The following is a 23,232-nucleotide window of genomic DNA, read 5'->3' as shown; positions in this document are numbered from 1 at the left end:
CGAAGCCCGTCGACGGGCCGTCAGGTGATGTGCAAACGGCGCGCGAAGGCCTTCACGCCCTTGCGGGAGCTGAACGGAAGGGGGTCGCGGGGGCCGGGCGGCAGGTATGAAGTGCCCCTGACAAGGGCGTCGTTGGAGGTGGATGTGCTGCCGTCGCGCGGAACCGGAACGTGTTCAACGTTGGAAACCGGCCCGGACGGAAGGGGCCGCCCGGGGCGGGTCGCGCGGGCCGCGCATCCCGTCCCGGAGCGGTCCCCCGTGGGTCAGCCGATGCTCAGGTTCTGCACCTGGGTGTTGGCCGCGAAGCCGTTCACCCCGAACAGCCCGGTGGCGTAGGTGTCGTCGGTGGCGTCGATGACGGGATCGGCGCCGCCGCCGAGCCACACCCGGATGCGGGAGCCGTCCGTGCGCACCTTCAGGTGGTAGGTGCGGCCCTCGACGATCTGCGTGGCGTGGGCCGCGATGTCCCGGCCGGGACGCCACAGCTTGACCACACCGCTGGTGTCGATGTTCGCGGTGTAGCCCGCGCCGTCGTCGCGGGCGCGGAAGGTGAGCCCGGCCGCCGTGCCGTTGGTCACGGACAGGTCGCCCTCGTAGGTGAAGTCACCGCCCGTGCGGTCGCTGAGGTAGAAGCCGTCCTGCGGCGAACTGCCCCTCAGCCCGGACGGCGTGACCGTCCAGGTGCCGCCCCGCGGTGTCCACCGCCCCGCCGGGAAGGCCGTGAAGCCGGTCGTTCCGGTGTCGAGGTTCTGCACCGTCGCCGTGCCGTTGAAGACGTTCACCCCGAACACGCCGGTGGCGTAGGTCCCGTCGGTGGCGTCGATGACGGGGTCCGTGCCGTTGTCCAGCCACACCCGGATGCGGGAGCCGTCCGTGCGCACCGTGAGGTGGTAGGCGCGGCCCTTGGCGATCGGCACGGGGTACGTCGCGATGTCCCGGCCGGGACGCCACAGCTTCAGGACGCCGCTGGTGTCGATGTTGGCCGTGTAGCCCGCGCCCGAGGCGTTCGCGCGGAAGGTCAGGCCGGCGGCCTGCGCCGTGTCCAGCGTGAGGTCGCCCTGGTAGACGGCGTCGCCGGCGCTGCTCGCGCTCAGGTAGAACCCGTCGCCGCTCGCGGAGGCGCGTTTGCCGCCGCTGACGTCGGTCCACGCTCCGCCCGCGGCGTGCCACGGCCCCTTGAGGTTGCTCTCCAGGGTGGACTGCGCCGTTCCCCAGCTGGTGTTGAGCCGGGTGAAGGTGGCGCTGTCGAGCTTCACCTTGCCGCCGACGGCGAAGAGCCGGATGCCCTGACTGTCCGCGGCGGAGTCGAAGTCGGCGTTGTCCGACAGCGAGTAGAGCCCACCGTCGGCGAACGTCTCCAACTGCCCGCGGTCCACCAGCAGCCGCATCGTGACCTTCCCGTTGCGCGGCTTGAGCGGCTTGCCGCGCAGGGTCTGCGCCCCGGTGTCGTAGACGACGCTGCGGTCGGCGGTCCCGTCGGAGCGTGCGTGCAGGTCGAAGCCGAACGACGTGGCGGTCGCGCCCTTCACGTCGAACTGCGCGGTGATCTCGTACGTGTCGGCCTTGATGCCGGCGAAGAGGTCGTTGCCCTTGGCCGCACCCACGGTCTGGTTCTTCCAGCTCCGGGTCTCCGAACCCAGCGAGGCGAGTTCGGCGACCGGGGTCCGGGTGATCCGCGGCCCATCGGGGGTGCTGACCAGGCCGAGGGAGACCGGGAAGGTGGAGTTGCCCGTCCAGGTGCTGCCGCGGTTGCCGCCCTGCCAGGCCATCTGCACCGTGCGGCCGTCGGGGCCGCCGGTGAACGTCTGGGCGGCGTAGAAGGTGCCCCCGGCGTAGGTGGTGCCCAGGTCCATCTGCTGCGGGCCGGTCCAGTCGGTGCGGAAGGTCGTGCCGTCGAAGGAGCCGACGACGTACTGACTGGACGCGGAGGTCAGGACCCACCGCTGCTGCCCGGCCCGCCCGTCCAGGGCCAGCGGGTACATGTCAGGGCACTCGAAGAGCCACGGTGCCTTGAAGCGGCTGGCGAAGGTCCAGTCGAGGAGGTTCGGGGAGGTGTAGACGTCCACGCCGTTGCCGCCCTGGTTCGACCAGACGACCATGGCCCACCGCTTGCGTGCCGCGTCCCAGAAGACCTTGGGGTCACGGCTCTCGGAGGGGATCTCGATCCGCTTGCGGCCCTTGTCGTAGGCCTGGAACGTCCGGCCGTCGTCGTTGCTGTAGAAGACGCTCACGCCGTCGGTGTTGGAGAACACCACGATCGGGTCGAGGGAACCCGTCCTGAGCCCTGAGGTGTTGTCCTTGTCCACGACGCCGCCGCCCGAGAAGAGCGTGCCCGGGTGGACGCCGGGTTCGAGCGCGATCGGCTTCTGCGTCCAGTGCACCAGGTCGGGGCTGGTGGCGTGGCCCCAGTGCATGGTGTCCCAGGCCAGGCCGTGCGGATTGTGCTGGTAGAAGAAGTGGTAGCGCCCGTTGGCGTACACCAGGCCGTTGGGGTCGTTCATCCAGCCCGACTGCGAGCTGAAGTGGAACTGGCCGCGGAACGGCTCGCTGTAGGTGGTCGCCGGGTACGGGAATTCCGCGTAGTCGCCTACGGTCCCGGCGACCGCGGGGGTGCCCGGCAGTAACGCGGCCAGGCTCGCGATCAGGGCGACGAGCAGCGCCCCGACTCTTCGACGCATGTGAACCCACTCTCTGCACGCCGGTGATGTCATCGTTGACATATGTCATCGCTGACATCCGATCGATGACCGATGATGGGGCCCCGCCGGGAACCCGTCAACGCCTCGCACCGGATCCGCCGCGACGCCTCATGCCCCGGTCGAGGCGGCCAAGTCGCCGTTCACCGCCTCCACCTGACGGTCCCACGGCGGGTTCGGCCCGGCGGCGGCGCAGGTCAGCGCCGCCACGCGGGCAGCGAAGGCGCAGGCATCCCGGACGTCCTCCATCCGCAGACCGTCGAGCCGGCCGCCCAGCAAGCCGCGGCGCCCGAGGTGGTGCAGGAGCCCCGCCGTGAAGGAGTCCCCGGCGCCGACGGTGTCGACCACCCGCGCCGGCACGCCGGGTACGGACACCCGCCGGCCGTCGAACGAGGCGAGGGCGCCCCGCGCGCCGAGGGTGACCACCACCAGCGGGGTCCCGGCCGCATGGAAGCCGTCGCAGGCTGCCTCCGGCGGGGTGTCCGGGGCCAGCACGGCGAGGTCGTCCTCGCTCAGCCGCAGGATGTCCGCCGTCGCGCACCACGTCCGGATGCGGTCGCGGTAGACCCGTGGATCGACCAGGGCGGGCCGGACGTTGGGGTCGATGCTCACCGTCGCGTGCCGCCGCGCACCGGCCAGCACCTCCTCCACGAGGGCGGCGCCCGGCTCCCTGACCAGGGCCAGCGAACCGGAGTGCACGCAGGTCGGGTCGCCGAGCGCGGTGCGGTCCAGCTCCGCGCGCGTCCACTGCCAGTCCGCGGTGCCCTCCGCGTGGAAGGAGTACGCGGCCTGCCCGTCGCGGTCCACGTCGGCGACCGCCAGCGTGCTGGGCTCCGAAGCGGCGGGGGCGGCCGACAGGTCGACACCGGATTCCCGCAGGTGGGCCCGGAACAGCCGGCCGAAGACGTCCCCGGACAGCCGGGTCAGTAGCCGGGTCGGCGTGCCGAGACGGGCCAGCCCCACGGCGGTGTTGGCCGGGCCGCCGCCCGGCAGGACGCGCAACCGCAACTCCTGGGCCGACACGGACGGAACGGACGGGGCGGCCCCGTGACCGGGTTCGGGGAAGACATCGGCGACGCACTCTCCGAGCACGGTGACCTGAGGCGGCTGCATGGGGAGGTTCCTCCAGGTAGGAGACGGGAACGCTGGGGCCTGCACCCGGCGGCATCCGGGAAGGGGTGCGGGGGACGACTCCCCGTGCCACCAACAGGCTTTCTCCGCAGGGGCATTGACGTTGCCGGAGCGGGAGTCCATCATCCTCCGCATGCGGTGTCAACGATGACATGTGTCAACGTTGGCACTCTCCCTGGCGAGTTCCCTTCGCCGAACGCAGCGCCATACGGCTGTCCCCGCTCACTGCTTTCCGTAGGAGTCGCAGATGTCCCGTAGAGCCCGTCCGGTCCTCGTCATCGGAGCCGTCGGCCTCGCCCTGTCACTGGCCGCGTGCGGTTCCGGTTCCGGTGGCGGTTCCCCGTCCGGGGGCAAGGTGAAGGTCGGCCTGATCACCAAGACCGACACCAACCCCTACTTCGTCAAGATGAAGCAGGGCGCGGAGCAGGCCGCCAAGAGCGAGAACGTCGAGCTGACCACTGCCGCGGGCAAGTTCGACGGCGACAACGCGAGCCAGGTCACGGCGCTGGAGAACATGGTCGCCGCCGGCGTCAAGGGCGTGCTCATCACCCCCAACGACTCCAAGGCCATCGTCCCGGCGATCGCCAAGGCGCGCGCCAAGGGCGTGCTCGTCATCGCGCTGGACACCCCGCCGGAGCCGCAGGACGCCGCCGACGCGCTGTTCGCCACCGACAACGTGAAGGCCGGCGAGCTGATCGGCGCGTACGCCAAGGCCGCGATGGCCGGCAGGACGCCGAAGATCGCCACGCTCGACCTCGCCCCCGGCGTGTCGGTCGGCGTGCAGCGTCACGAGGGCTTCGTCAAGGGTTTCGGCGTCAGCGCCTCCGATCCGTCGATCGTCTGCTCCCAGGACACCGGCGGGGACCAGGCCAAGGGCCAGACCGCCATGGAGAACTGCCTGCAGAAGGCACCGGACATCAACCTGGTCTACGCGATCAACGAGCCTGCGGCGCTCGGCGCGTACACCGCCATCAAGGCCAAGGGCCGCGAGAAGGACGTCATGATCGTCGCCATCGACGGCGGCTGCACCGGCGTGCAGGCGGTCAAGGACGGCATGATCGCCGCGACCTCCCAGCAGTACCCCCTGAAGATGGCCGCCGACGGCGTCAAGGCGGTGGCCGCGTTCGCCAAGGACGGCAAGAAGACCAGCGGTTACACCGACACCGGCGTCACCCTGATCACCGACAAGGCGCAGACGGGCACACAGGCCGAGGACACCGGCTTCGGCCTGCAGAACTGCTGGGGCTGAGCCCGGTGACCGCATCCACCCCGCTCGCCGCCGTGGGCAGGGAACCGGCCGCGCTGCGCCGGTTCCTCACCACCCCCGCCGCGGGGCCGTTCGCGGCCCTCGTCCTGGCCTCGGTGTTCTTCTCGCTCGCCACCGACCAGTTCCTCTCCGGCGGCAACTTCTCGCTGATCCTCCAGCAGGTCATGGTCGTCGGCACGCTCGCCATCGGCCAGACGCTGATCATCCTCACCGCCGGCATCGACCTGTCCTGCGGGGCGGTCATGGCCTTCGGCGGCATCCTCATCGCCAAGCTCGCCGTCCAAGGGCCGCTGCCACCGCTGCTCGCGATCGGTCTGGGCGTCCTGGTCTGCGGTGCGTTCGGTCTGGTCAACGGCTTGCTGGTGCGGACGGTGCCGCTGCCACCGTTCATCGTGACGCTGGGCATGCTCAACGTCGCCTTCGCCCTCACCCACATCTACTCCGACGAACAGACCGTCACCGGCCTGCCGGAACCGCTGACCGCGCTCGGCCGCACCTTCCCCCTCGGCAGGACGGACGTCACCTACGGGTCCCTGGTCACCATCGCCCTCTTCCTGGGCTTCGCCTACGCACTGAGCAGCACCGCCTGGGGCCGTCACGTCTACGCCCTCGGCAACAGCGCGGAGAGCGCGCGGCTCAGCGGCATCCGGGTCTCCCGGCTCACGGTCGGCGTCTACACGGTGGCCGGGCTCGTCTACGGGATCGCCGCCCTGCTGCTGGTGTCACGGACCGGGGTCGGCGACCCCCAGGCGGGACAGACGGACAACCTCGACAGCATCACCGCCGTCGTCCTCGGTGGCACGAGCCTCTTCGGCGGCCGCGGCACGGTCCTGGGCACCTTCGTCGGTGTGCTCATCGTCGGCGTCTTCCGCAACGGCCTGCAGTTGATGGGCGTCTCGTCCGTCTACCAGACGCTGGTCACCGGCGTGCTGGTGATCCTCGCGGTGACCGTCGACCAGCTCTCGCGAAAGGGGACCCGATGACCGGCCCCGCCCCCCACGACCCGGCCCCTACCGCGCCGCGGGTCCCGGTGCCCGCCACCGGGCCCGAACCGGTGCTCAGCGCGCGCGGTCTGGTCAAGCGCTACGGGCACGTCACCGCCATCGACCACGCCGACTTCGACCTCATGCCCGGCGAGGTGCTGGCCGTCATCGGCGACAACGGCGCCGGCAAGACCAGCCTGATCAAGGCACTCACCGGCGCGCTCGTCCCCGACGCCGGCGAGGTCCGGCTGCACGGGCGCCCCATCCGGTTCGCCGGGCCGCAGGACGCGCGGGCGCACGGCATCGAGACGGTGTACCAGGACCTCGCGGTCGCGGCCTCCATGGACATCGCCTCCAACATGTTCCTCGGCCGCGAGATCCGCCGGGCCGGCGTCCTCGGCTCGGTGTTCCGCCTCCTGGACAAGAAGGCGATGCGCCGTCAGGCCGCGGACCACATGGCCGCGCTCAAGGTGGGCGTCGGCTCCATCACGCAGCCGGTGGAGACGCTCTCCGGCGGCCAGCGCCAGGCCGTCGCCGTGGCCCGCGCCGCCGCCTGGGCGCGCAGCGTGGTGGTGATGGACGAGCCGACGGCCGCCCTCGGGGTCAAGGAGTCGGGACAGGTCCTGGACCTCATCCGGCGGGTGCGGGACAAGGGCATCCCGGTCATCCTCATCAGCCACAACATGCCGCACGTCTTCGAGATCGCCGACCGCGTCCACGTCCACCGGCTCGGCAGGCGGGAGGCCGTCATCAAGCCGTCCGACTACTCCATGGCCGAGGTGGTGGCCATCATGACCGGCGCGCTCGGCGTGCGACCCGACGGCGGTACGGTCGTGGCGGACAGTGACGCAGCCTCGGCCGCAGGGGTTCTGGGGAACTGACCGACGGGCTCCGGGAACCCGCGGGGCCGACACACGGAGAAAAGGTGGTCCATGACAGCGCCCCGCAGACCGACCCTCGCCGACGTGGCCCGCGAGGTGGGTGTCAGTGCCAAGACGGTCTCCCGGGTGCTGAACGAGGACGGTCCCAGCTCCCCGGAGACGAGGAGGCGGGTGCTGGAAGCCGTGGCGGAGCTCGGCTTCCAGCCCAACCTCATGGCCAGGAGCATGCGGGTGGGCGGCCCCGACACCACCGTGGGGCTGGTGGTGCCGGACCTCGGCAACCCGTTCTTCGGCGCCGTCGCGGGTGGCATCGAGGACGCCGTGCACGGCCACGGGCTGACCCTGCTGATGGGCTCGTCGGACGACGACCCGGAGCGGGAGCACGCACTGATCCGGACCTTCCTCGCCCGCCGGGTCAGCGTGCTCATGGTCGCGCCGGCGGTCGGTGCCGACCACACCCACCTCAAGTCCCACCGGGCCGCCGGGATGCCGGTGGTCTTCCTCGACCGGCCCGGCAACGGCCTCACCACCGACACCGTGGTCAGCTCCAACCGGGCCGGTACCCAGGAGGGCGTCGCCCACCTGATCGCCGGCGGTCACCGCAGGATCGGCTTCATAGGCGACCTCCCGGCCCGGCTGTACACGCGCCGCGAACGGCTCGCCGGCTACCGCGCGGCGCTCGCCGAGGCGGACCTGCCGCACGACCGCGCCCTCGTCGCCGACGCGCACGACCCGGCGGGCGCCGCCGAGGCCACGGCCCGGCTGCTCGCCCTGCCGGATCCGCCCACCGCGCTGCTGTCGGGCAACAACGTCATGACGATCGGGGTGATGACCGAGCTGTCCCGCAGCGGGCGCAAGGACGTCGCGGTCGTCGCCTTCGACGACGTCCCCATGGCCGGCATCCTCGAACCCGCCCTCACCGTCGTGGCCCAGAACCCGTCCACCATGGGCGAGTTGGCCGGTTCCACCGCCCTCGAACGCCTTGAGGGCGATCGAACCCGCGCCCGTACGATCCTGGTCGAGACCCGGCTCGTCCCCCGCGGCTCGGGGGAGCTGCGCCCGCCCGCGCGCACCCGCTGACCGCCGGGCGCTCCGCCCCGCCCCGCCCCGGACCGGCCGGCCCGGGGCCACGGGCCCGCGGCCACCGAACGGGTCATCGGCCTCCGCCCGCAGTGTGCATTACCGCCCATACCGACCCTCGTGACCTAAGGTGATCGTCCTGTCGCGAAAGGGTCGTGGTCGATGTGATGACGGTGGCGAACGCGAGTGCTCCGGGCCGCAGGCCCCCCGCCGGCCGGCGGTGCGGACGGTGACGGGCGCCTGGGACCTGCTGGCGCAGGGCCTCGGGTCGGCGGGTGATCCGGCGCAGCTGCTGCCGGCCCGTCAGCAGATGGCCTTCACCCTTGGTTTCCACATCATCCTGGTGCCGTTCGGCGTCGCCCTCACCACGCTGATGCTCATCGCGAACCACCGCGGTCTGCGCCGCGGGGACGCCGACGCGATGCGGCTCGCGCGGCGCTGGTCGAAGGTGGCGGCGGTGCTCTTCGCCGTGGGCGCGATCACCGGTACCGTCCTCTCCTTCGAGCTCGGCATCCTCTGGCCCGGCCTGATGCGCGACTACGGCCCGGCGTTCGGCTTCCCGTTCGCCATCGAGGGGTTGTTCTTCTTCCTGGAGGCGATCTTCGTCTCCCTCTACATCTACGGCTGGGACCGGCTCTCGCCGTGGGCGCACTTCTGGACGGGCGTACCGGTGGCGCTGTCGAGCATCGGGGGCGCGGCCGCGGTCATCGCCGCCAACAGCTGGATGAACCAGCCCGGCGGCTTCACGTCGCGCGACGGGAGGATCGTGGCCGTCCGGCCGGCGGAGGTCTTCTTCAACGGGGCCTTCGGGTGGGAGTTCCTGCACATGCTGCTCGCCGCCTACATCGTCGCCGGGTTCGCGGTGGCGAGCGTCTACGCGGCCGGCATGCTGCGCGGCCGCACCTCCCGCTACCACCGCACCGGGTTCCTCATCGGGTTCGTCACCGCCGCCGTCGCGCTCCCGCTGCAGGCCCTGGTGGGGGACACCATCGCCCGGTACGTCTACCAGGCCGAGCCCGCCAAGTTCGCCGCGGTCGAGATGCTGCCCGAGACCGGCACGCACGTCCCCGAGACGCTCGGCGGGGTGCTGGTCGACGGGAAGGTCCGGTACGGGATCCCCGTGCCGGACATGGCCTCCCTGCTGGCCGGTTTCCGCCCCTCCACCGAGATCAAGGGGCTCGACGCGATCCCCGCGGACGTGCGCCCCTCGGACCGGCTCGTCAGCACCGTCCACCTCGCCTTCGACGTCATGGTGGGACTCACCTTCGCCCTGCTGGCCCTCGCGCTGTGGTTCGCCTGGCTGTGGTGGCGGCGGCGTCCGCTGGAACGGCAGCGCTGGTTCCTGCGCTGCTGCGCCGTCAGCGGCCTGGCCGCCGTGGCCTGCCTGGAGAGCGGATGGATCGTCACGGAGGTGGGCCGGCAGCCCTGGACCGTCGTCGGTCACCTCCTCACCCGGGACGCGGTGACCACCCAGGGCAACCTGTGGCCGTTCTTCGGGTCGGTCGTCGTCATCTACGCGGCCGTGGGCACCGGCGCGGTGACGGTCCTGCTGTCGATGAAACGCCGCTGGCAGGCCGAGGGCGACGACAGCGTCGACGTCCCCTACGGCCCCCGCACCGGCCCGGAACCCGCCGGCGCCCGCGCCGGGACGGAGCGGTGATGCCGGACGCCGTCGCCGCCTTCCTCTTCCTCGGCGTCATCGCCTACTGCCTCTTCGGCGGCGCGGACTTCGGCGCCGGCTTCTGGGACCTCACGGCGGGCGGTGCCGAGCGGGGCAGACGCCCCCGGCACCTGATCGACACCACCGTCGGCCCGGTCTGGGAGGCCAACCACACCTGGCTCGTCTACTGCCTGGTCTTCCTGTGGTCGGGGTTCCCCGTCGCGTTCACCGCCATCACCACGACCCTCTACATCCCGCTGGGCATCGCCGTCCTCGGCATCGTGCTGCGCGGCGCCGGCTTCGCCTTCCGCAAGGTCTCGCTGCGCACCCCGGAACAGCGCCTGTACGGCGTGGTGTTCGCCGCGTCGTCCGTCCTGACCCCGTACTGCTTCGGGTCGATCGCCGGGGGCATCGCCTCCGGGCGTGTGCCCACGGCGGGCAACGGGGACGCGGTCACCAGCTGGCTGAACCCCACCTCGGTGCTCGGCGGCGTGCTGGCCGTGCTCGTCTGCGCCTACCTGGCGGCCACCTACCTGTACGTGGCCGCCCGTCAGCAGCGCGACGACGGCCTGCAGCGGCACTTCCGCGGCCGGGCCCTGCTCGCCGCCCTGGTGACCGGAGCCGTCAGCATCGCCGGTGTCTTCGTCCTGCGTCACGACTCCCCGCACCTGTTCCGCCGGCTGAGCGACGGCGCCCTGCCCCTGGTGCTGCTGGCCGCGCTCTGCGGGGTCGCGACCATGGTCATGGTGTGGCGGGAGCGGACGAGGTTCCTGCGCGGGATCGCCGCGTCGGCGGTCGCCCTGGTGGTGCTCGGCTGGGGCGTCGCCCAGTTCCCGTACCTGCTCGGCACCCATCTGGAGATCGGCGCGGCGGCGGCACCGCAGGCCACGCTGGCGGTGACGATCGGCGTCGCCGTGGTGGCCGGGCTGCTGATCTTCCCCTCCATCGCGCTCCTCTTCCGGCTGGCGAACCGGGGGAGTCTGCGGCCCGGGGAGCGGGAGCCGGCCGGGCCGGGAGCCTGAGGGCACGTGCGTCACGACGCCCGTGGGCGGACGGATGCGGCCCGGCCGGCGCGCCCCTGGGGAGGGAGGCGCCGACCGGGCCGGACGGTGGGCCGGTGACCTCGGACGGTCAGCCGGTGACCACGAGCGCGGTCTCGCCGGAACGACCCGCCCCGGTACCGGTCACCCGTACCGTCAGCGTGCCGCCGTGACCGTGCGGGACCGGGACGAACGCGTGGGCGAAGCCCTGCGCCGTCGCGCGGCCGGAACCGACGACCCGGCCGTCGAGCCGCACCGTGAAGCTCTCACGGGGCGACAGGCCCGCCGCGGTCACGGACGCGGTGGAACCCGTGGCCGCCTCCCCGGGCATGGCGTCCACGACGAACGTCGGCCGGGTACCGGAGCCGCGCACCGGCTGCAGGTCGTCCGCGTCCACCGGCGGCACGATGATCCTGCGCACCGCGAGGGCCTGGAAGATCGGACCCTGGACCTCGTAGTACGCGGTCGCCCACAGCGGCCGTCCGGCGGGCACCGTGACGGTCCGGGAGACCGGCGCGCCCTCCTGCGCGCTGCGCGTGACGGGGATGCGCTCGTCGAGGAGGAGCGAGGAGCCCGCGTAGATCTCCGGACCCTCGCCGACCGTCAGGGCGAAGCCCCCGCTGTACGCCGCGGGGCGGTTGGTCACCGTCATCCTCAGCGGCGCGGGACCGCCGTGGTGCTGCGCCGAGGTGCCGCGCTGGAAGGTCGCGTAGAACGGTTCCACCATCGCGGGCCGGCCGGTGAGCCCGGCGCGGTCCTTGTTCCGGTACGTGGCCACGGTCGTCCCGTCGATCACGAGGTCGAGGCGGTCCACCCCGGTCGTGTCGTAGGAGCGGGTGAACGTGTCCTCCGGATCGGCCTGCAGCGTGGCGAGGACCACGTCACCACTGGTCAGCTTGTAGCGCAGCGTCGGGAAGACCGGCACGTCCGAGTTGTTGGTGTAGCTCACCTGTGCCGTGTGGGCCGTGCCGCGCACCTCGGTGATCGAGGCGCCGCTCGCCTTGACGGCGGTGGGCGTCCAGGACAGCGTCGTGCTCTGCCCGGGGCGGCCGTGGCCGGCGACCACGGCGAGCGTGGCGGTGAGCTTCTCCGGCCTGGTCTCCACCGGCTCGGACTTCCAGGCGTACCAGCCCAGGTCGCCCGCGTCGACGGCGAGGGTCCGGCTCAGGTACGTGCCGGACTTGCCGCGGACGGTGACGCGCACCGTGCCCTTGCCGCGGATCGCGGTGGTCATCGCGGCCAGCGGGTTGCCGTCGAAGGCGTGGGCGTCGGAGTGCTCGGAGTCACCGAGGACCAGCTCGGCGACGGTGAAGGAACCGCCCGCGCTCCGCTTGCCGTACCTGACCTCCAGGGTCTGCCTCCCGGTGGCGATGTCGGACGGCAGGGTGACCAGACGGCCCACACCACCGTCGTCGGTGGTGCGTCCGCTCGCCAGGACCCGGCCGGAACCCTTCACCCTGATCTGGAAGTCGACGGCGGGGTCCAGACCGGTCGCCACGACGACGGCGGACTGGCCCGGCACTGCGTAGGCGGGCTGCACGGCGACCGTGGGCCGGGAGCCCGGGGTACCGCTGGGCGGGCCACCCCGCGGGTCACCGGTGACGGTCAGGTAGGTCGTCCGTCCGGTGTCGCCGTACGTGACGCGGCCGAGGTAGACCGCTCCGGCCCGCAGGCCCTTCCACGACAGCGTGACCGGGGTGGTGCCGCCCGCCCGCAGGGCCGCCGTGGCGGGCTGCGCCGTCAGCGATCCCTCGGCGCCCTTGTCGCCCAGGGCGAAGCTGGTCACGGTGAAGTCGAGCGGTCCGGACCCGGCGAAGAAGTCCACCTCGACCTCGTACAGACCGGGTTCGGGGTCCTCCAGGTCCAGTTGCTCGTCGGCGGAGTCGGTGGCCGCGCGGTCGACCAGCGCGGTGTCCCCGTACTTGTTGAGCTTGTACACCGACAGGTCGAGGTCGGCGGCGTCGTCGGCGGCGTCGAGGACGAAGCGGGCGTGCTCCGTCCCTGCCGGCACCTCCACGACGTGGGTCCGCGCGGGGCCACCGACGGTGCCCGAGCCCTGGACCCGCAGGCCCCGGGAGAGCCCGGTGAGGTCCAGCGGGACGTCGCGGTCCTCACCGCCCTCGAGGGTCACGGTGGTCCGGCCGGTGCTGCCCGCAGCCGCGGCCGCCGTGGGCGCCACCAGGGTCACGGGACGCACGGCGAGCGCGCTGCGCACGCTCTGCTCCCCGCCGCGCCAGGTCAGGTACCCCGTCGCGTACTCGCCCAGCGGGGCGGTGGTGCGGGTGAACGTCACCGTGAACGTACGGGACTGGCCCGCCTCGGTGAAGGTCAGCGACCGCGGTTCGACGACCGTGTCCACGCCGGGGATCGACACCGGGTCGGCGGTGAAGGTGCCGGGCCCGGTGGAGGTGACGGTGCGGGTCACGGTCTGCCGGCCGGCCAGCGAACCCACGCCGATCGACGCCAGGTTGAGGTCGGACGGCGCGGGAGCCGTGGGGTCGCCCTTCACGGCGGCCACGTACCGGGCCCAGTCGTCGGGGCCGTTCAGGTAGAGCAGCCCGGGGTGCAGGTAACGGGTCGCGTCCACCTGGCCGTTGCCCTGCGCGAAGACGTCCGCCGACGCCTCGCCCGCCGCCGTCACGGTGGGCCGGGTGGTGGTCATCAGCGCGGACTTGATCTCGGCCGGGGTGGCCTGCGGGTGCAGGCCCAGGTACAGCGCGCCGAGACCGGCCACGTGCGGGGAGGCCATCGACGTGCCGGACATGAAGGTGAAGCTCGGCCGCCCGCCGGCCGCGTTGGCGCCGTCGGCGAGGACGGACACGCCCGGCGCGGCGAGGTCGGGCTTGATCAGGTCGCCGCCGTCGGCCTGGACCGGGCCGCGCGAGGAGAACCCGGCGACCTGCGGGACCGCCGCCGACGCCAGCCGGTGCGGGTTGCCGTCCACCAGGGTCGCCTTCGGCGCCTCGGTGCCGGCGTACGAGACCAGCGTGTCGTAGCCGTCCGCGTCGACCGCGATGGTGGGGACGGTGTGGGCGTCGAGGTCCGTGGAGTCCGGTGAGGGGTTCACCAGGACCATGCCGATGCCGCCCGCGCGCTTGACCTCCGCCGACTTGGCCGCCCGGTCGTACGTGCCGCGCTCGCACAGCACGATCGCGCCCTTGACCTTGGCGCCGTCCAGGCTGTCGGGACCGCACAGCTGCGGCCGGACGGAGATGTCGGTGCCGGCGCCCGACGCGGCCACCAGCGGGCCGGACACCTTGCGGCCGTCCGCCGGGAGCGAGACGGACGCGCCGAGCACGTTCCCGCCGTCGCCGAGTTCCACGGTGGCCTCGCGGGTCGGCATGGTGCTGGCCGCCGCGGTGGTGATCCACGGCGAGGCGTTGTCGACCGTGCTGTCGCCGGGGCCGGAGTTGCCGCCCGCGGTGGCGACGAAGATGCCGCTCGCGGCGGCGTTGCGGAACGCCTCGTCCACGACCGAGTCGGTGGTGCGGGCACCGTCGGCCGAACCGATCGAGTAGTTGATGACGTCGACGTTGTCGGCCACCGCCGCGTCGATCGCCGCCAGCAGGTCGCCGGTGGCGCAGCCGTCGTCCGTGGTGTCCTTCGCGTCGGGACCGCTCCAGCAGGCCTTGTAGGCCGCGACCTTGGCCGCCGGCGCCACACCGGAGATCTTGCCCATCGGCACGCCGCCGAGGTCGGCGTCGACGCCGCCCGCGCCCGCCGCCGTACTGGCGGTGTGCGAGCCGTGCGCCTCGCCGTCGCGCGGCGAGAGGTACTCGCCGACCGAGGGGCCGCCGATGTGACCGGTGCCGAAGTTGTCGACGAAGTAGCGCGCGGAGACCAGCTTGGTGGAGCAGTCCGCGGCCGTGAACTGGACGCCCGCGGTGCAGGCGCCGGTGAAGGTCCCGCCGTCCGACTTGCGGTAGGTGACGACGGAGCCGTCCAGGTACGGGTCCTGCCCCGCCTTCGTACCGAGCGGCGCACCGGCGAACGAGGGGTTCTCCGGGGCGATGCCGGTGTCGACGACGCCCACGACCACGCCCTTGCCGGCGCCGGCGGCGCCGCCGTTGGCGGCCCAGACCCCGTTCGTGCCGCTGAGGCCCAGGTAGTCCGTGGAGTTGACGGCGGCCAGCGGCTTGCGCAGGTCGTCCTTGACGACCGACACCACCGTGGGGTCGGTCCGCAGTTCCTCGACCTGACGCGGCTGGAGCTCGGCGGTGAAGCCGTTGAGCGCCGCCGAGTAGGACGAGATCACGCGGGTGCCCACGGTGCGGGCGGCGTCGTCCTGACGCCCGCGCAGGTAGGTGCGGTAGGCCTTCACCGAGGCCGAGCCCGCCTTCAGGCCCTCTCCGTCGCGGGGTGCCGTGCGGGCCTTGCCGGCCACACCGCCGGTGTACGTCGCCGCGGCCGGCTCGCGCAGGGTGACGATGTACCGCCCGGCGGACGGCTGTTCGCCGGACCCGGGACCGTCCGCCGCGAACGGCGCCGGGACGGCGGGTGGCGTGGGGACCGGTGCCGCGAACGCCGGTGCCGGGCCGGCTGCGCTGAGGACCGTCAGGCTGACGCCTGCGACGAGGGCCGCGAGTGACCGCGGTATCGCCGACCGGCGCGCAGGAGGATGGGCAGGTGGTGCCACCAAAGCTCCTTCGTCAGGGGGTGGCCGGGCTTCCCGGCCGAGTGACGCGCCGTTCGGGCGCACACTAGTTCTAGCCGGGGTGATCCTTTGGTGACCAACGTCCGGCGCTGCCGAAACCGGCCAGTGACCAGAAGGGGCCACCACCTCGGCGGCGCGTCGCCGCGCGACCCCGACGGGGATTGCGGGCGGCCGCGGATCACGGACCGTGCCGCCGTGGGTCGTACGGAGCGAGGACTCTGTCTTTAACCCGCAGTCCCGTCGCCCTGGTCGGTGGCCGCGCCGGAAGGAAGCCCTGGGCGCGGCATGCCGGCGCGGCCTCGGCCCCCTGCCGGGCCGCGCGGCCCGGCGGCGGCATAGACGGCGCGCACCCGCATTCCGCGGCGCAACGCGCCTTGTTCAAGGGCTCGTTCGGGGCGAGCGGGAACGGCGGGCGGTCCAGGGCGCACAGTTCGGTCTGCGGCCCCGGATCACGGACCGCGCCGCCGCGGGTCGTACCTGTCGAGGACCCGGCGTTGTACCCGCCGTTCAGCCGCCCTGGTGGGTGCGCCGCGCCGCCGAGTTCGACGGCATCGCGCTCGGCACGCCGTCCGTGCCGAGGTTGTTCGGCGCACCGGATGCGCGTTTCGATCGCCCTGTCCGCGGGGTGCCGCGGCGACGTCGGTGCCGAACCGGTTGGTGGCTCCGACTCCGAGTTGGCGGGCGATCGCCTCGTCCTTCACGCCGGCGGCCGCGAGCGCGCGCAGGTTCCGTTCCTCGTGTGGTGCCGCGCACGCGGTCGCCCGCCGGCTGGCCCGGTCGGGGTCGGGGTCGGGGTGCGGATGCCCGGGGGCGGTCAGATCCAGTTGCGGCGGGCCGCGGCGACGCCGGCGCCGAAGCGGTTGGTCGCTCCGAGTTCGGTGAACAGGTCCTGGATCCTGCGGCGGAGCGTCCGCGGCGAGATGCCGAGCTGGCGGGCGATCGCCTCGTCCTTCACGCCGGCCGCGAAGAGCGCGAGCAGGTTCCGTTCCTCGTCGGTCGGTCGCTGCGACCGGTCCGTCCCGTCCTCCGGCGCCTCGGGTACCGCCGCGGGCGGGCCGCCTGTCGTGGGTTCCCCCGTCAACGGGGAGGCGGCGGCCCAGTAGTTCTCGAAGAACTCGCCCAAGGCCGCCAGCAGGGGCGGGGATTCGGTGTACAGGTACTCCGCGGACCCGACCGACAGGCTCAGCGACACCATAGCGGCGCAACGGTCGGCCATCGCCAGCTTGAGCGGCAGCGCGGGCACGACCCTGGCCTCCTCGCCACGCGACACGAGGCTGCCCAGCTGCTGCCACCCGCCGTCGGCCTCGAAGCTGGCGGCGGCGTAGACGGCGCGCACCCGCACCCCGCGGCGCACCGCCGCCTCGTCCAGGGGCTCGTTCGGGGCGAGCAGGAACGGCGGGCGGTCCAGCGCGCACAGTTCGGTCCGCGCGGTCTGCTTGAGCCGGTAGTAGCGGTCCCCGACCGCTTCGAGGCCACTGATCACGCCGGTGCCGGGACCGCCGTCGCCGGCCTTCCTCGCCGCGTCGAAGAGCGCCCCCAGCGGGCCGGCCGCCTCGCGCACGGCGGCCAGCTGGCGCTCCCGCGACTCGACCAGCGCGCGCAGGGCGTGCCGGGGGTCGACCGTGAAGAACTCCCCCGAGGAGCGCCGGCTCATCAGGCCCGCGTGGTGCAGCCGTTCGAGGACGGCCAGCCCCTCGTCCGCCGTCACGCCGAGGGCCGCCACCACGTCGTCGACGGTCGTGCTGTCGCGGGACAGCAGGAGGCGGTAGGCCCGCTCCGCCACCGTGTCCACCCCGACCCACGCGAGCGGTGCGTCGTTCTCCACCAGAGCATCCATTCCTGCAGTCCACCCCCGCCCGACGAGATGGAACCAAGAACGGCCGACAACTTCAAACGGCGCCGGCGGCCGCCGCCCGGCGGGTGCGGGGCCATGTGGGGGGCGACCGCGTACGCCACGGCCGCGCCGCCGACCAGCGGCCCGCCGACGGGTTCGTGGTGGCCGGTACCGGTGCGGGCGTAGATCGGGACGACGGCGTCGTCCGTGAACAGGGCCCACCGCTCATCACGACGGCTTCCAAGCGCGGTACGCAGGCGCCATGACGCTTCTGACATGCGGCGATACTCTGGAGGTATGGATCGACTGGAGACGCGTGAGCTCGAGTACTTCGTGGCGGTGGCCGAGGAGCTGCACTTCAGCCGTGCGGCGGACCGGCTGGGCATCGCGCAGCCGCCGCTGTCGCGGGCGATCGCCCGCCTGGAGCGGCGCATGGGCGTCGTGCTGCTGGAGAGGACCAGTCGCCGTGTCGGGCTCACCCCCGCCGGCGAGGTCTTCCTGGAGGACTGCCGGCGGCTGCTGGGCGAGCTGGACGGGGCGGTGGACCGCGCCCGGCGGGCGGCCGCCCCCGGGCGGCTCGTCCTGGCGGTCCGGCCGGGTACGGGCTCGGGCCTGCTGGCGGAACTGATCCGGTCCTACGACGGCGCGGCCCCCGAACTCGTCTTCACCTACGACCGGGTGGGCGCCCTGCGCGACGGCACGGCCGATCTGGCGCTGCTGTGCGTCGGCACCGACGACCTGACCGGCCTGGGCGCGGTCGAGGTGGCCGAGGAGCTGCCCGTCGCGCTGCTGCCCCGGGACCACCGGCTCGCCGGTCGCCCGGAGGTGACCACCGCCGACCTGCGCGAGGACCCCGCCTACCGGGAGGCATGCCCGCCGGCCGGCCTCGACGAGATCGTCGACCGGGTGGCGCTCGGCCGGCTCGTCACGGTCGTGGGCTCGGCCGCGGCGGACCGGGTGACCCGGGACGTGGTCGCGGTGGCGGTGGCGGACCTGCCCCCGACGACGCTGGCCCTGGCCTGGGCGGGGCCCGAACCGGGCCCGGAGGCGGCCGCGTTCGCCCGTACCGCACGACGTGTGGCCGGTGACCTGTGGGCGGGGTGACATTCGTCGCACGGGCGCCGGTGGACAGAGGTGCCCTCATGTTGTTTATTCTTCAACCAGTGAAGCGCGGCCCGCCCCCACGGGCCGCGGTGTCCCTGGACCGCGCGACCCCGAACAGCGGGGGAGGTCCTCCCTGAAAGGAACCACCTTGTCGATCAAGCTCGCGATCGTGTACTACTCCTCCACCGGCACCATCACCGAGATCGCGAAGGAGATGGCCGAGACCGCGGAGAAGGCGGGCGCCGAGGTGCGCCTGCTCAAGGCCGCGGAGCTCGCCCCGCAGGCGGCGATCGACTCCAACCCCGCCTGGGCCGCCAACCACGCCGCCACCGCCGACGTCCCCGTGGCCACCCCGGCCGACGTCGAGTGGGCCGACGCCGTGATCTTCGGCACCCCGACCCGCTTCGGCAACATGTCCTCGCAGCTCAAGCAGTTCATCGACACCCTCGGTGGCCTGTGGGCGCAGGGCAAGCTGGCCGACAAGGTCTACAGCGGCTTCGTCTCCACCGCCACCTCCCACGGTGGCCAGGAGTCGACCCTCCTCGCCCTGTACAACTCCATCCACCACTTCGGCGGCATCGTCGTGACCCCCGGTTACACCGACCCCGCCAAGTTCGTCGACGGCAACCCCTACGGCACCTCCCACGTGGACGCCCAGGGCGCCAACCCGGTGAACGACACCACCCGCACCGCCGCCCGCATCCAGACCGAGCGCGTCATCAAGCTCACCGCCGCGCTGAACCGCGGTCTGCAGGGCTGATCCCACGCCGACGGCGCACCCGCTCGGACCCTCGGGTCGCGGGTGCGCCGTTCGCCCACTCGGCGGCGCCTCCCCCTGTCGTGCCGGAGGCGCCGCCGTGTCGTACCCGCCGCGGTTCAGACGCCCGGGCGGGCGAGGTAGACCCACCCCAGCGGGTTCCACCGCAGGCGGCGCACCTCGACGCCGTCGATCTCGGCGTCTTCATCGCGCGCGCCGCGAGAGCGGGGGCGCGAGGCCCGTTCCATCGCGATCGCCACCGCGTCCTCGGCGTCGCCGGCCTCGCCGACGACGAAGAACTGCCGTCCCACGGAGCCGCGGGCGGTGCGGAAGCGCAGGCCCACGAACCACCGGTCGCGGCCCGTGCGGCCGGCGTCCTCGCGGACCTCGGTGGTCATGGGGTGGCGGTCTCCGATGGCGGTCATGGTGGCTTTCCCTGCTCCTCGGTCCGGTGCGGCTTCGACGTGACTTCACCGTGACATGCCGGTCATACGGCGAAAAGGGGAGAAAAGCGTCCCCCCATCCCGGGAATAGCCCGCCCAGCGGGAACGGGAACGGGAACGGGACGCGGCACGGCCCTCCCGGGCGCTGCCCCGTGCGGGGTGCGCCCGGAAGGGCCGGTGCCGGGTGCCGGGGGCCGGTGCTCAGCCGCGGCGTACCTCGATCGTGCGCTCGGCGGTCACGCCGTTGACGGTCACACGGAGCACCGCGGTGCCGGTGCGCAGCGCCTTGAGCGCCCCGGTGGCGGGGTCGTACGCGACGACGGGCGCCTTGTCGTGCTGCCCGTGGCCGTGCCCGTGGTCGTCGCCGCCGTCACCGGCCATGTCGACCCGGCTGCCGGACCAGGTGGCGCCGACCGGCCAGGCCACCGGGACGGTACGGGTGCCGTCCTGGGTGACCGTCGCCGAGGCGTGGCCCAGGCCGCCGAGGGTCAGGGTGGCCGGGGCGACCATGTCCACCGCGTCGGTGCGGGCGTGCACCTCGGCGCGCAGCCAGGTCCCGGAGTCGCCGGAGGGGACGTCGAACGGGTCGGCGACCCGGCCGTGGCGCGGGTCGATGCCCAGCATCGTCCAGCCGGTGAAGCCGCCGTTGTCGGGCGTGCTCGCCGGGTTCTTGCCGGAGTTGCCGTTCACCAGGTACGGGACGCCGTCGACCTGCGCCGCGGAGAAGGCGCCGACGTGACCGGCGACGAACGCCGCGGACTTGTGGCCCTCGGCGCGGAAGTCGGCGAGCCACTGCTCGACCAGGGCGGCCTCCTTGCGGTCGCTGAGCTGGCTGGCCTTGTCCGGCAGCGGGTCCTCGGTCGGGTGGTGCTCGAAGACCACGACACCGCTGACGGAACGGTCGGCGGCCGCGTCGCGCAGCTGGTCGTGCAGCATCTGGAGCTGGGCGAAGCCGCCGCCGCGCAGGGTGCCGCTGGAGGAGTCCAGGGTGATGAAGCGGGTGCCCTCGACGTCGAAGACCGACGTCGTGTCACCGAAGGCCGCCGTGAAGTTGGAGGTGTTCCCGGGGCCCATCACCTCGTGGTTGCCCGGCACGTAGTGCCACGGGACGGTGCCCTTGGTGCGGGCGTCGAACTCGTCGAGCAGCGTGCGGGCGAGCGCGAAGTCGGCCGGGGAGCCCTCGTCGACGAGGTCGCCGTTGATGACCAGCAGGTCGGGCTTGGCCTCGGCGATCTCCTCCAGTGTCCGGCGGGCCGCGGCGACCAGCGGGCTGCCGGGGTCACGGGCGACGAACTGCGCGTCGGACATGACGGCGACCCGCAGCGGACGGCCGTCGACGGTGCCGTTGGTCACGACCACCGGGTCCTCGACCCGGGGCCGCACGGGCAGCTCGACGTCGGGCGCGACCTTGACCCGCAGGTCGCTGACGGTGACCGCGCCCTTGTAGGAGCGGGCGGCGCTGGTCTCCAGCAGCCGCACCCGCTGGAACGTGAGCGGGTAGGGCGTGCCCACGGGCACCGGGAACTCGACCTTGCGCCAGCCGGTCCAGGTGATGGTGGGGCCGTCCAGGTTCGCCGTCACGCCGGCGCCCGTGCGGTACTGCAGCCGTGGCCACTCGCCGTTGCCGTCACCGTTGATCCACATGGTGACGGCCTGCGGCTGGCCGGGCAGCTGGATCTGCTGCGGCGGCACGGCGTACTGGCCGCGGGTGGCGGTGGACTGGGTGAAGTCGTACGTCAGCTTCAGGCCGGGGGCGCCGTCGTGGCCCTCGGCCGGGGCGACGGAGCCGCCGGGGGCCCGGTCGTTCGCCGAGGTCCAGGAGGCCGCGTCCGACAGGTCCGCGAAGGACTTCTCGGCCAGGCCCACGGTGACCGCGACGTCGGTGGTCATCTTCCCGACCGTCAGGTGCAGGGTGGTGGACGCGCCGTCGGTCAGACCGCGCACGGTGAACGTCGCGTCGTCCGCGGGCGACACCGAGACGACCCCCTCGCCGCCGGTGACCTCGACGTCTGAGGCGTCGATCGGGGCGGAGTCGCCGAGCGCGTCGTAACCGGTCACGGTCAGGCGGGCGGTGTCGTCCAGCCCGTCCAGGGCCACCAGGCTGCTGCCCGGGGCGATGCGGACGGCTGGGGCCAGCACGGTCAGCTCCGCGGAACCCGTGGCCCGGTGGCCGGAGGAGGCCTCCACCCGGCCGGTGCCGGAGCGCCTGCCGGTGACGACGGCGGAGCCGTCCCGGCCGGCGCGGACGTCCAGCCGTCCGTCGCCGTGCCACCGCACCCGTCCGGCGGGCACCGGCGCGTACGTCTCGTCGTGGGCGAGCGCCCGCACGGTGCGGTGCAGACCCGGGAAGACCTTGTCCGAACCGTCCGCGGTGAGCGCTGGCAGCACACGGAAACCGTGGACCTTGCCGGAGCCGGGCGCCGCGAACAGCCCGAGGCCGTTGGCGACCTGGCGCTCCGAACCGTCCGACGGGCTGCTGACCAGGCCGGTGGTGCTCTCGCCCGGCAGCCGGGCGGCCATGGTCGTGGAACCCCCGCCGTCCATGTTCAGGGCGTTGCGCGCGCCGAGGCCCTTCATGAAGGCGCCGAGCTCGTTGAGGTCCATGCCGCGGCTGTCGGTCTGCTTGCCGTCGATGGCGACCAGGTACATGGTGCGGCCGTCGGCGGAGAAGCCGACGCTCGTGCGGGACGTGGCCGTGACGGTGTCGCCGTCGGTGAAGTGCTTGACGGTGCCGTCCGCGATGAGGACCTGGCCGCCGCCCACGGCGACCGCCACGTCGCCGAAGTCGGCGCGCGGCTTGTAGGCGACGGTGACGGCGTCGCCCGGCGCGAGTCCGGCGAGCGCGTCGGCACCGGCCTCACGGCCCAGCAGCACGCTGGTGCCCGCGGGGACCGGGCCGGAGCTGACGGAGGAGTGCACCTCGGTGACCTTGCCGTCGCGCAGCAGCACTTCGGTCACCCGGTCGGCGCCGCTGACCGGCTTGGTGCGCGGGGAGACGCCCCACTGGTCGGTGAAGAGCCCGATGCCGCCGGCCGCCAGGACGGGGGAGTTGACCCCGGACAGCTTCAGGTGCCGGGTGCCGTCGACCGTGACGTCGCCCTCCAGGAACACCTGGGCGAGCCGGCCGAGGCCGTCCGTGCCGATGGCGACCGTCTGGTCGCGGCCCTCGGTGGGCGAGTTGACCAGGCCGTCCGCGCGGGACACCGCGGCGCCGATCGGGGCCTCGGTGTCGTTCATGTCGAAGTAGTCGCCGTTGACGGCGGCCACGGCTCCTGTGCGTGCGGCCTGCTCGGTCACCCGGGACTTCCCGGTGACCGTGCCGGAGGATATGTAGTCGACGCTCAGCCGGTCCTCGGCGAGGTCCGCGACGAGCACCTGTCCCCGGACCCAGCCGCCGGCCTCGAAGCGGTCGAAGCGGGTGAGGTTCAGCCCGGGTGCGACCGGGGTGCGGGTCTCGCGGGTGACGATCGACTCGCCCGGGGTGCTCGGGATGAGCCCACGGCCGGAACCGCCCGGCTTGGTCGTGCCCGCGGACGCGGACGCGAGCTGTTCGGGCGAGAACGCCTGGGCGGTCGTCATCATCCCGGCGCCGATGCTGAGCGCGGTGGCCAGGGCGAGCGCCGCGGCACCCCGGCGGACCGCGGAACGCGGACCCGGGGCGGCGGGCTGGAGGGGGAACGGCACGTGCTGACTTCTTTCCCT

At 73.1% G+C, this 23,232-nt stretch carries 14 protein-coding genes; 8 read left to right on the top strand and 6 right to left on the bottom strand.

Going from position 1 to position 23,232, the window contains the following annotated elements; all coding sequences use genetic code 11:
• Nucleotides 1-263: 263 nt before the first annotated feature.
• On the bottom strand, nt 264-2,678 hold the full coding sequence (locus ABZ479_RS27090) for a glycoside hydrolase family 32 protein (protein ID WP_500463970.1): 2,415 nt from the start codon (nt 2,676-2,678) through the stop codon (nt 264-266).
• 129 nt (nt 2,679-2,807) lie between these two features.
• Nucleotides 2,808-3,809, bottom strand: a complete 1,002-nt coding sequence (locus ABZ479_RS27085) for a carbohydrate kinase family protein (RefSeq protein WP_500463969.1) — start codon at nt 3,807-3,809, stop codon at nt 2,808-2,810.
• Between the two features lie 265 nt (nt 3,810-4,074).
• On the opposite strand from ABZ479_RS27085, the gene ABZ479_RS27080 reads away from it, so the two are divergent.
• The 6 genes from ABZ479_RS27080 to ABZ479_RS27055 all read left to right on the top strand — a co-directional run bounded on the left by ABZ479_RS27080 (nt 4,075) and on the right by ABZ479_RS27055 (nt 10,720).
• Nucleotides 4,075-5,076, top strand: coding sequence for a sugar ABC transporter substrate-binding protein (locus tag ABZ479_RS27080; RefSeq protein ID WP_500463968.1), 1,002 nt, complete (start codon nt 4,075-4,077; stop codon nt 5,074-5,076).
• A gap of 5 nt (nt 5,077-5,081) precedes the next feature.
• A complete protein-coding gene (locus ABZ479_RS27075) occupies nt 5,082-6,077 on the top strand; it encodes an ABC transporter permease (RefSeq protein ID WP_500463967.1) in 996 nt (331 codons plus the stop codon).
• Nucleotides 6,074-6,958 (top strand): ATP-binding cassette domain-containing protein, encoded by an 885-nt coding sequence (locus ABZ479_RS27070; protein ID WP_500463966.1) that lies wholly within the window; start codon nt 6,074-6,076, stop codon nt 6,956-6,958. Before ABZ479_RS27075 ends, ABZ479_RS27070 begins: the two co-directional genes overlap by 4 nt.
• A gap of 51 nt (nt 6,959-7,009) precedes the next feature.
• Complete coding sequence (locus ABZ479_RS27065) at nt 7,010-8,038, top strand: LacI family DNA-binding transcriptional regulator (RefSeq protein WP_500463965.1); 1,029 nt, start codon at nt 7,010-7,012, stop codon at nt 8,036-8,038.
• Nucleotides 8,039-8,267: 229 nt separating this feature from the next.
• Nucleotides 8,268-9,698: a cytochrome ubiquinol oxidase subunit I gene (locus ABZ479_RS27060; RefSeq protein WP_500463964.1), complete on the top strand. Its 1,431-nt coding sequence runs from the start codon at nt 8,268-8,270 to the stop codon at nt 9,696-9,698.
• Entirely contained in the window at nt 9,698-10,720 is a 1,023-nt protein-coding gene (locus ABZ479_RS27055; protein WP_500463963.1) for a cytochrome d ubiquinol oxidase subunit II, read from the top strand. Before ABZ479_RS27060 ends, ABZ479_RS27055 begins: the two co-directional genes overlap by 1 nt.
• A 109-nt stretch (nt 10,721-10,829) precedes the next feature.
• Here ABZ479_RS27055 and ABZ479_RS27050 read toward each other — a convergent pair whose 3' ends face one another.
• Together ABZ479_RS27050 and ABZ479_RS27045 are read right to left on the bottom strand one after the other, a co-directional pair.
• Entirely contained in the window at nt 10,830-15,374 is a 4,545-nt protein-coding gene (locus ABZ479_RS27050; RefSeq protein WP_500463962.1) for a S8 family serine peptidase, read from the bottom strand.
• A gap of 832 nt (nt 15,375-16,206) precedes the next feature.
• Nucleotides 16,207-17,217: a LuxR C-terminal-related transcriptional regulator gene (locus ABZ479_RS27045; protein WP_500463961.1), complete on the bottom strand. Its 1,011-nt coding sequence runs from the start codon at nt 17,215-17,217 to the stop codon at nt 16,207-16,209.
• Nucleotides 17,218-17,523: 306 nt separating this feature from the next.
• Here ABZ479_RS27045 and ABZ479_RS27040 point away from each other — a divergent pair, with 306 nt between their 5' ends.
• Together ABZ479_RS27040 and wrbA are read left to right on the top strand one after the other, a co-directional pair.
• Nucleotides 17,524-18,330 carry a LysR family transcriptional regulator gene (locus ABZ479_RS27040; RefSeq protein ID WP_500463960.1) on the top strand — a complete coding sequence of 269 codons (807 nt, stop codon included), beginning with the start codon at nt 17,524-17,526 and terminating at the stop codon, nt 18,328-18,330.
• A gap of 148 nt (nt 18,331-18,478) precedes the next feature.
• Nucleotides 18,479-19,090 (top strand): NAD(P)H:quinone oxidoreductase, encoded by a 612-nt coding sequence (gene wrbA / locus ABZ479_RS27035; protein ID WP_354794843.1) that lies wholly within the window; start codon nt 18,479-18,481, stop codon nt 19,088-19,090.
• Between the two features lie 116 nt (nt 19,091-19,206).
• Here the strand turns inward: wrbA and ABZ479_RS27030 are convergent, their stop codons facing one another.
• Together ABZ479_RS27030 and ABZ479_RS27025 are read right to left on the bottom strand one after the other, a co-directional pair.
• Nucleotides 19,207-19,512, bottom strand: a complete 306-nt coding sequence (locus tag ABZ479_RS27030) for a hypothetical protein (RefSeq protein ID WP_500463959.1) — start codon at nt 19,510-19,512, stop codon at nt 19,207-19,209.
• A 219-nt stretch (nt 19,513-19,731) separates the two neighbouring features.
• Nucleotides 19,732-23,214, bottom strand: a complete 3,483-nt coding sequence (locus ABZ479_RS27025) for a phosphodiester glycosidase family protein (RefSeq protein WP_500463958.1) — start codon at nt 23,212-23,214, stop codon at nt 19,732-19,734.
• Nucleotides 23,215-23,232 lie beyond the last annotated feature (18 nt).

Source organism: Streptomyces sp. NPDC005722 (assembly GCF_040630935.1).
Lineage (GTDB): Bacteria > Actinomycetota > Actinomycetes > Streptomycetales > Streptomycetaceae > Actinacidiphila.
Note: the sequence above shows the minus strand (reverse complement) of the source record. Positions and strands in the feature narration are given on the sequence as shown.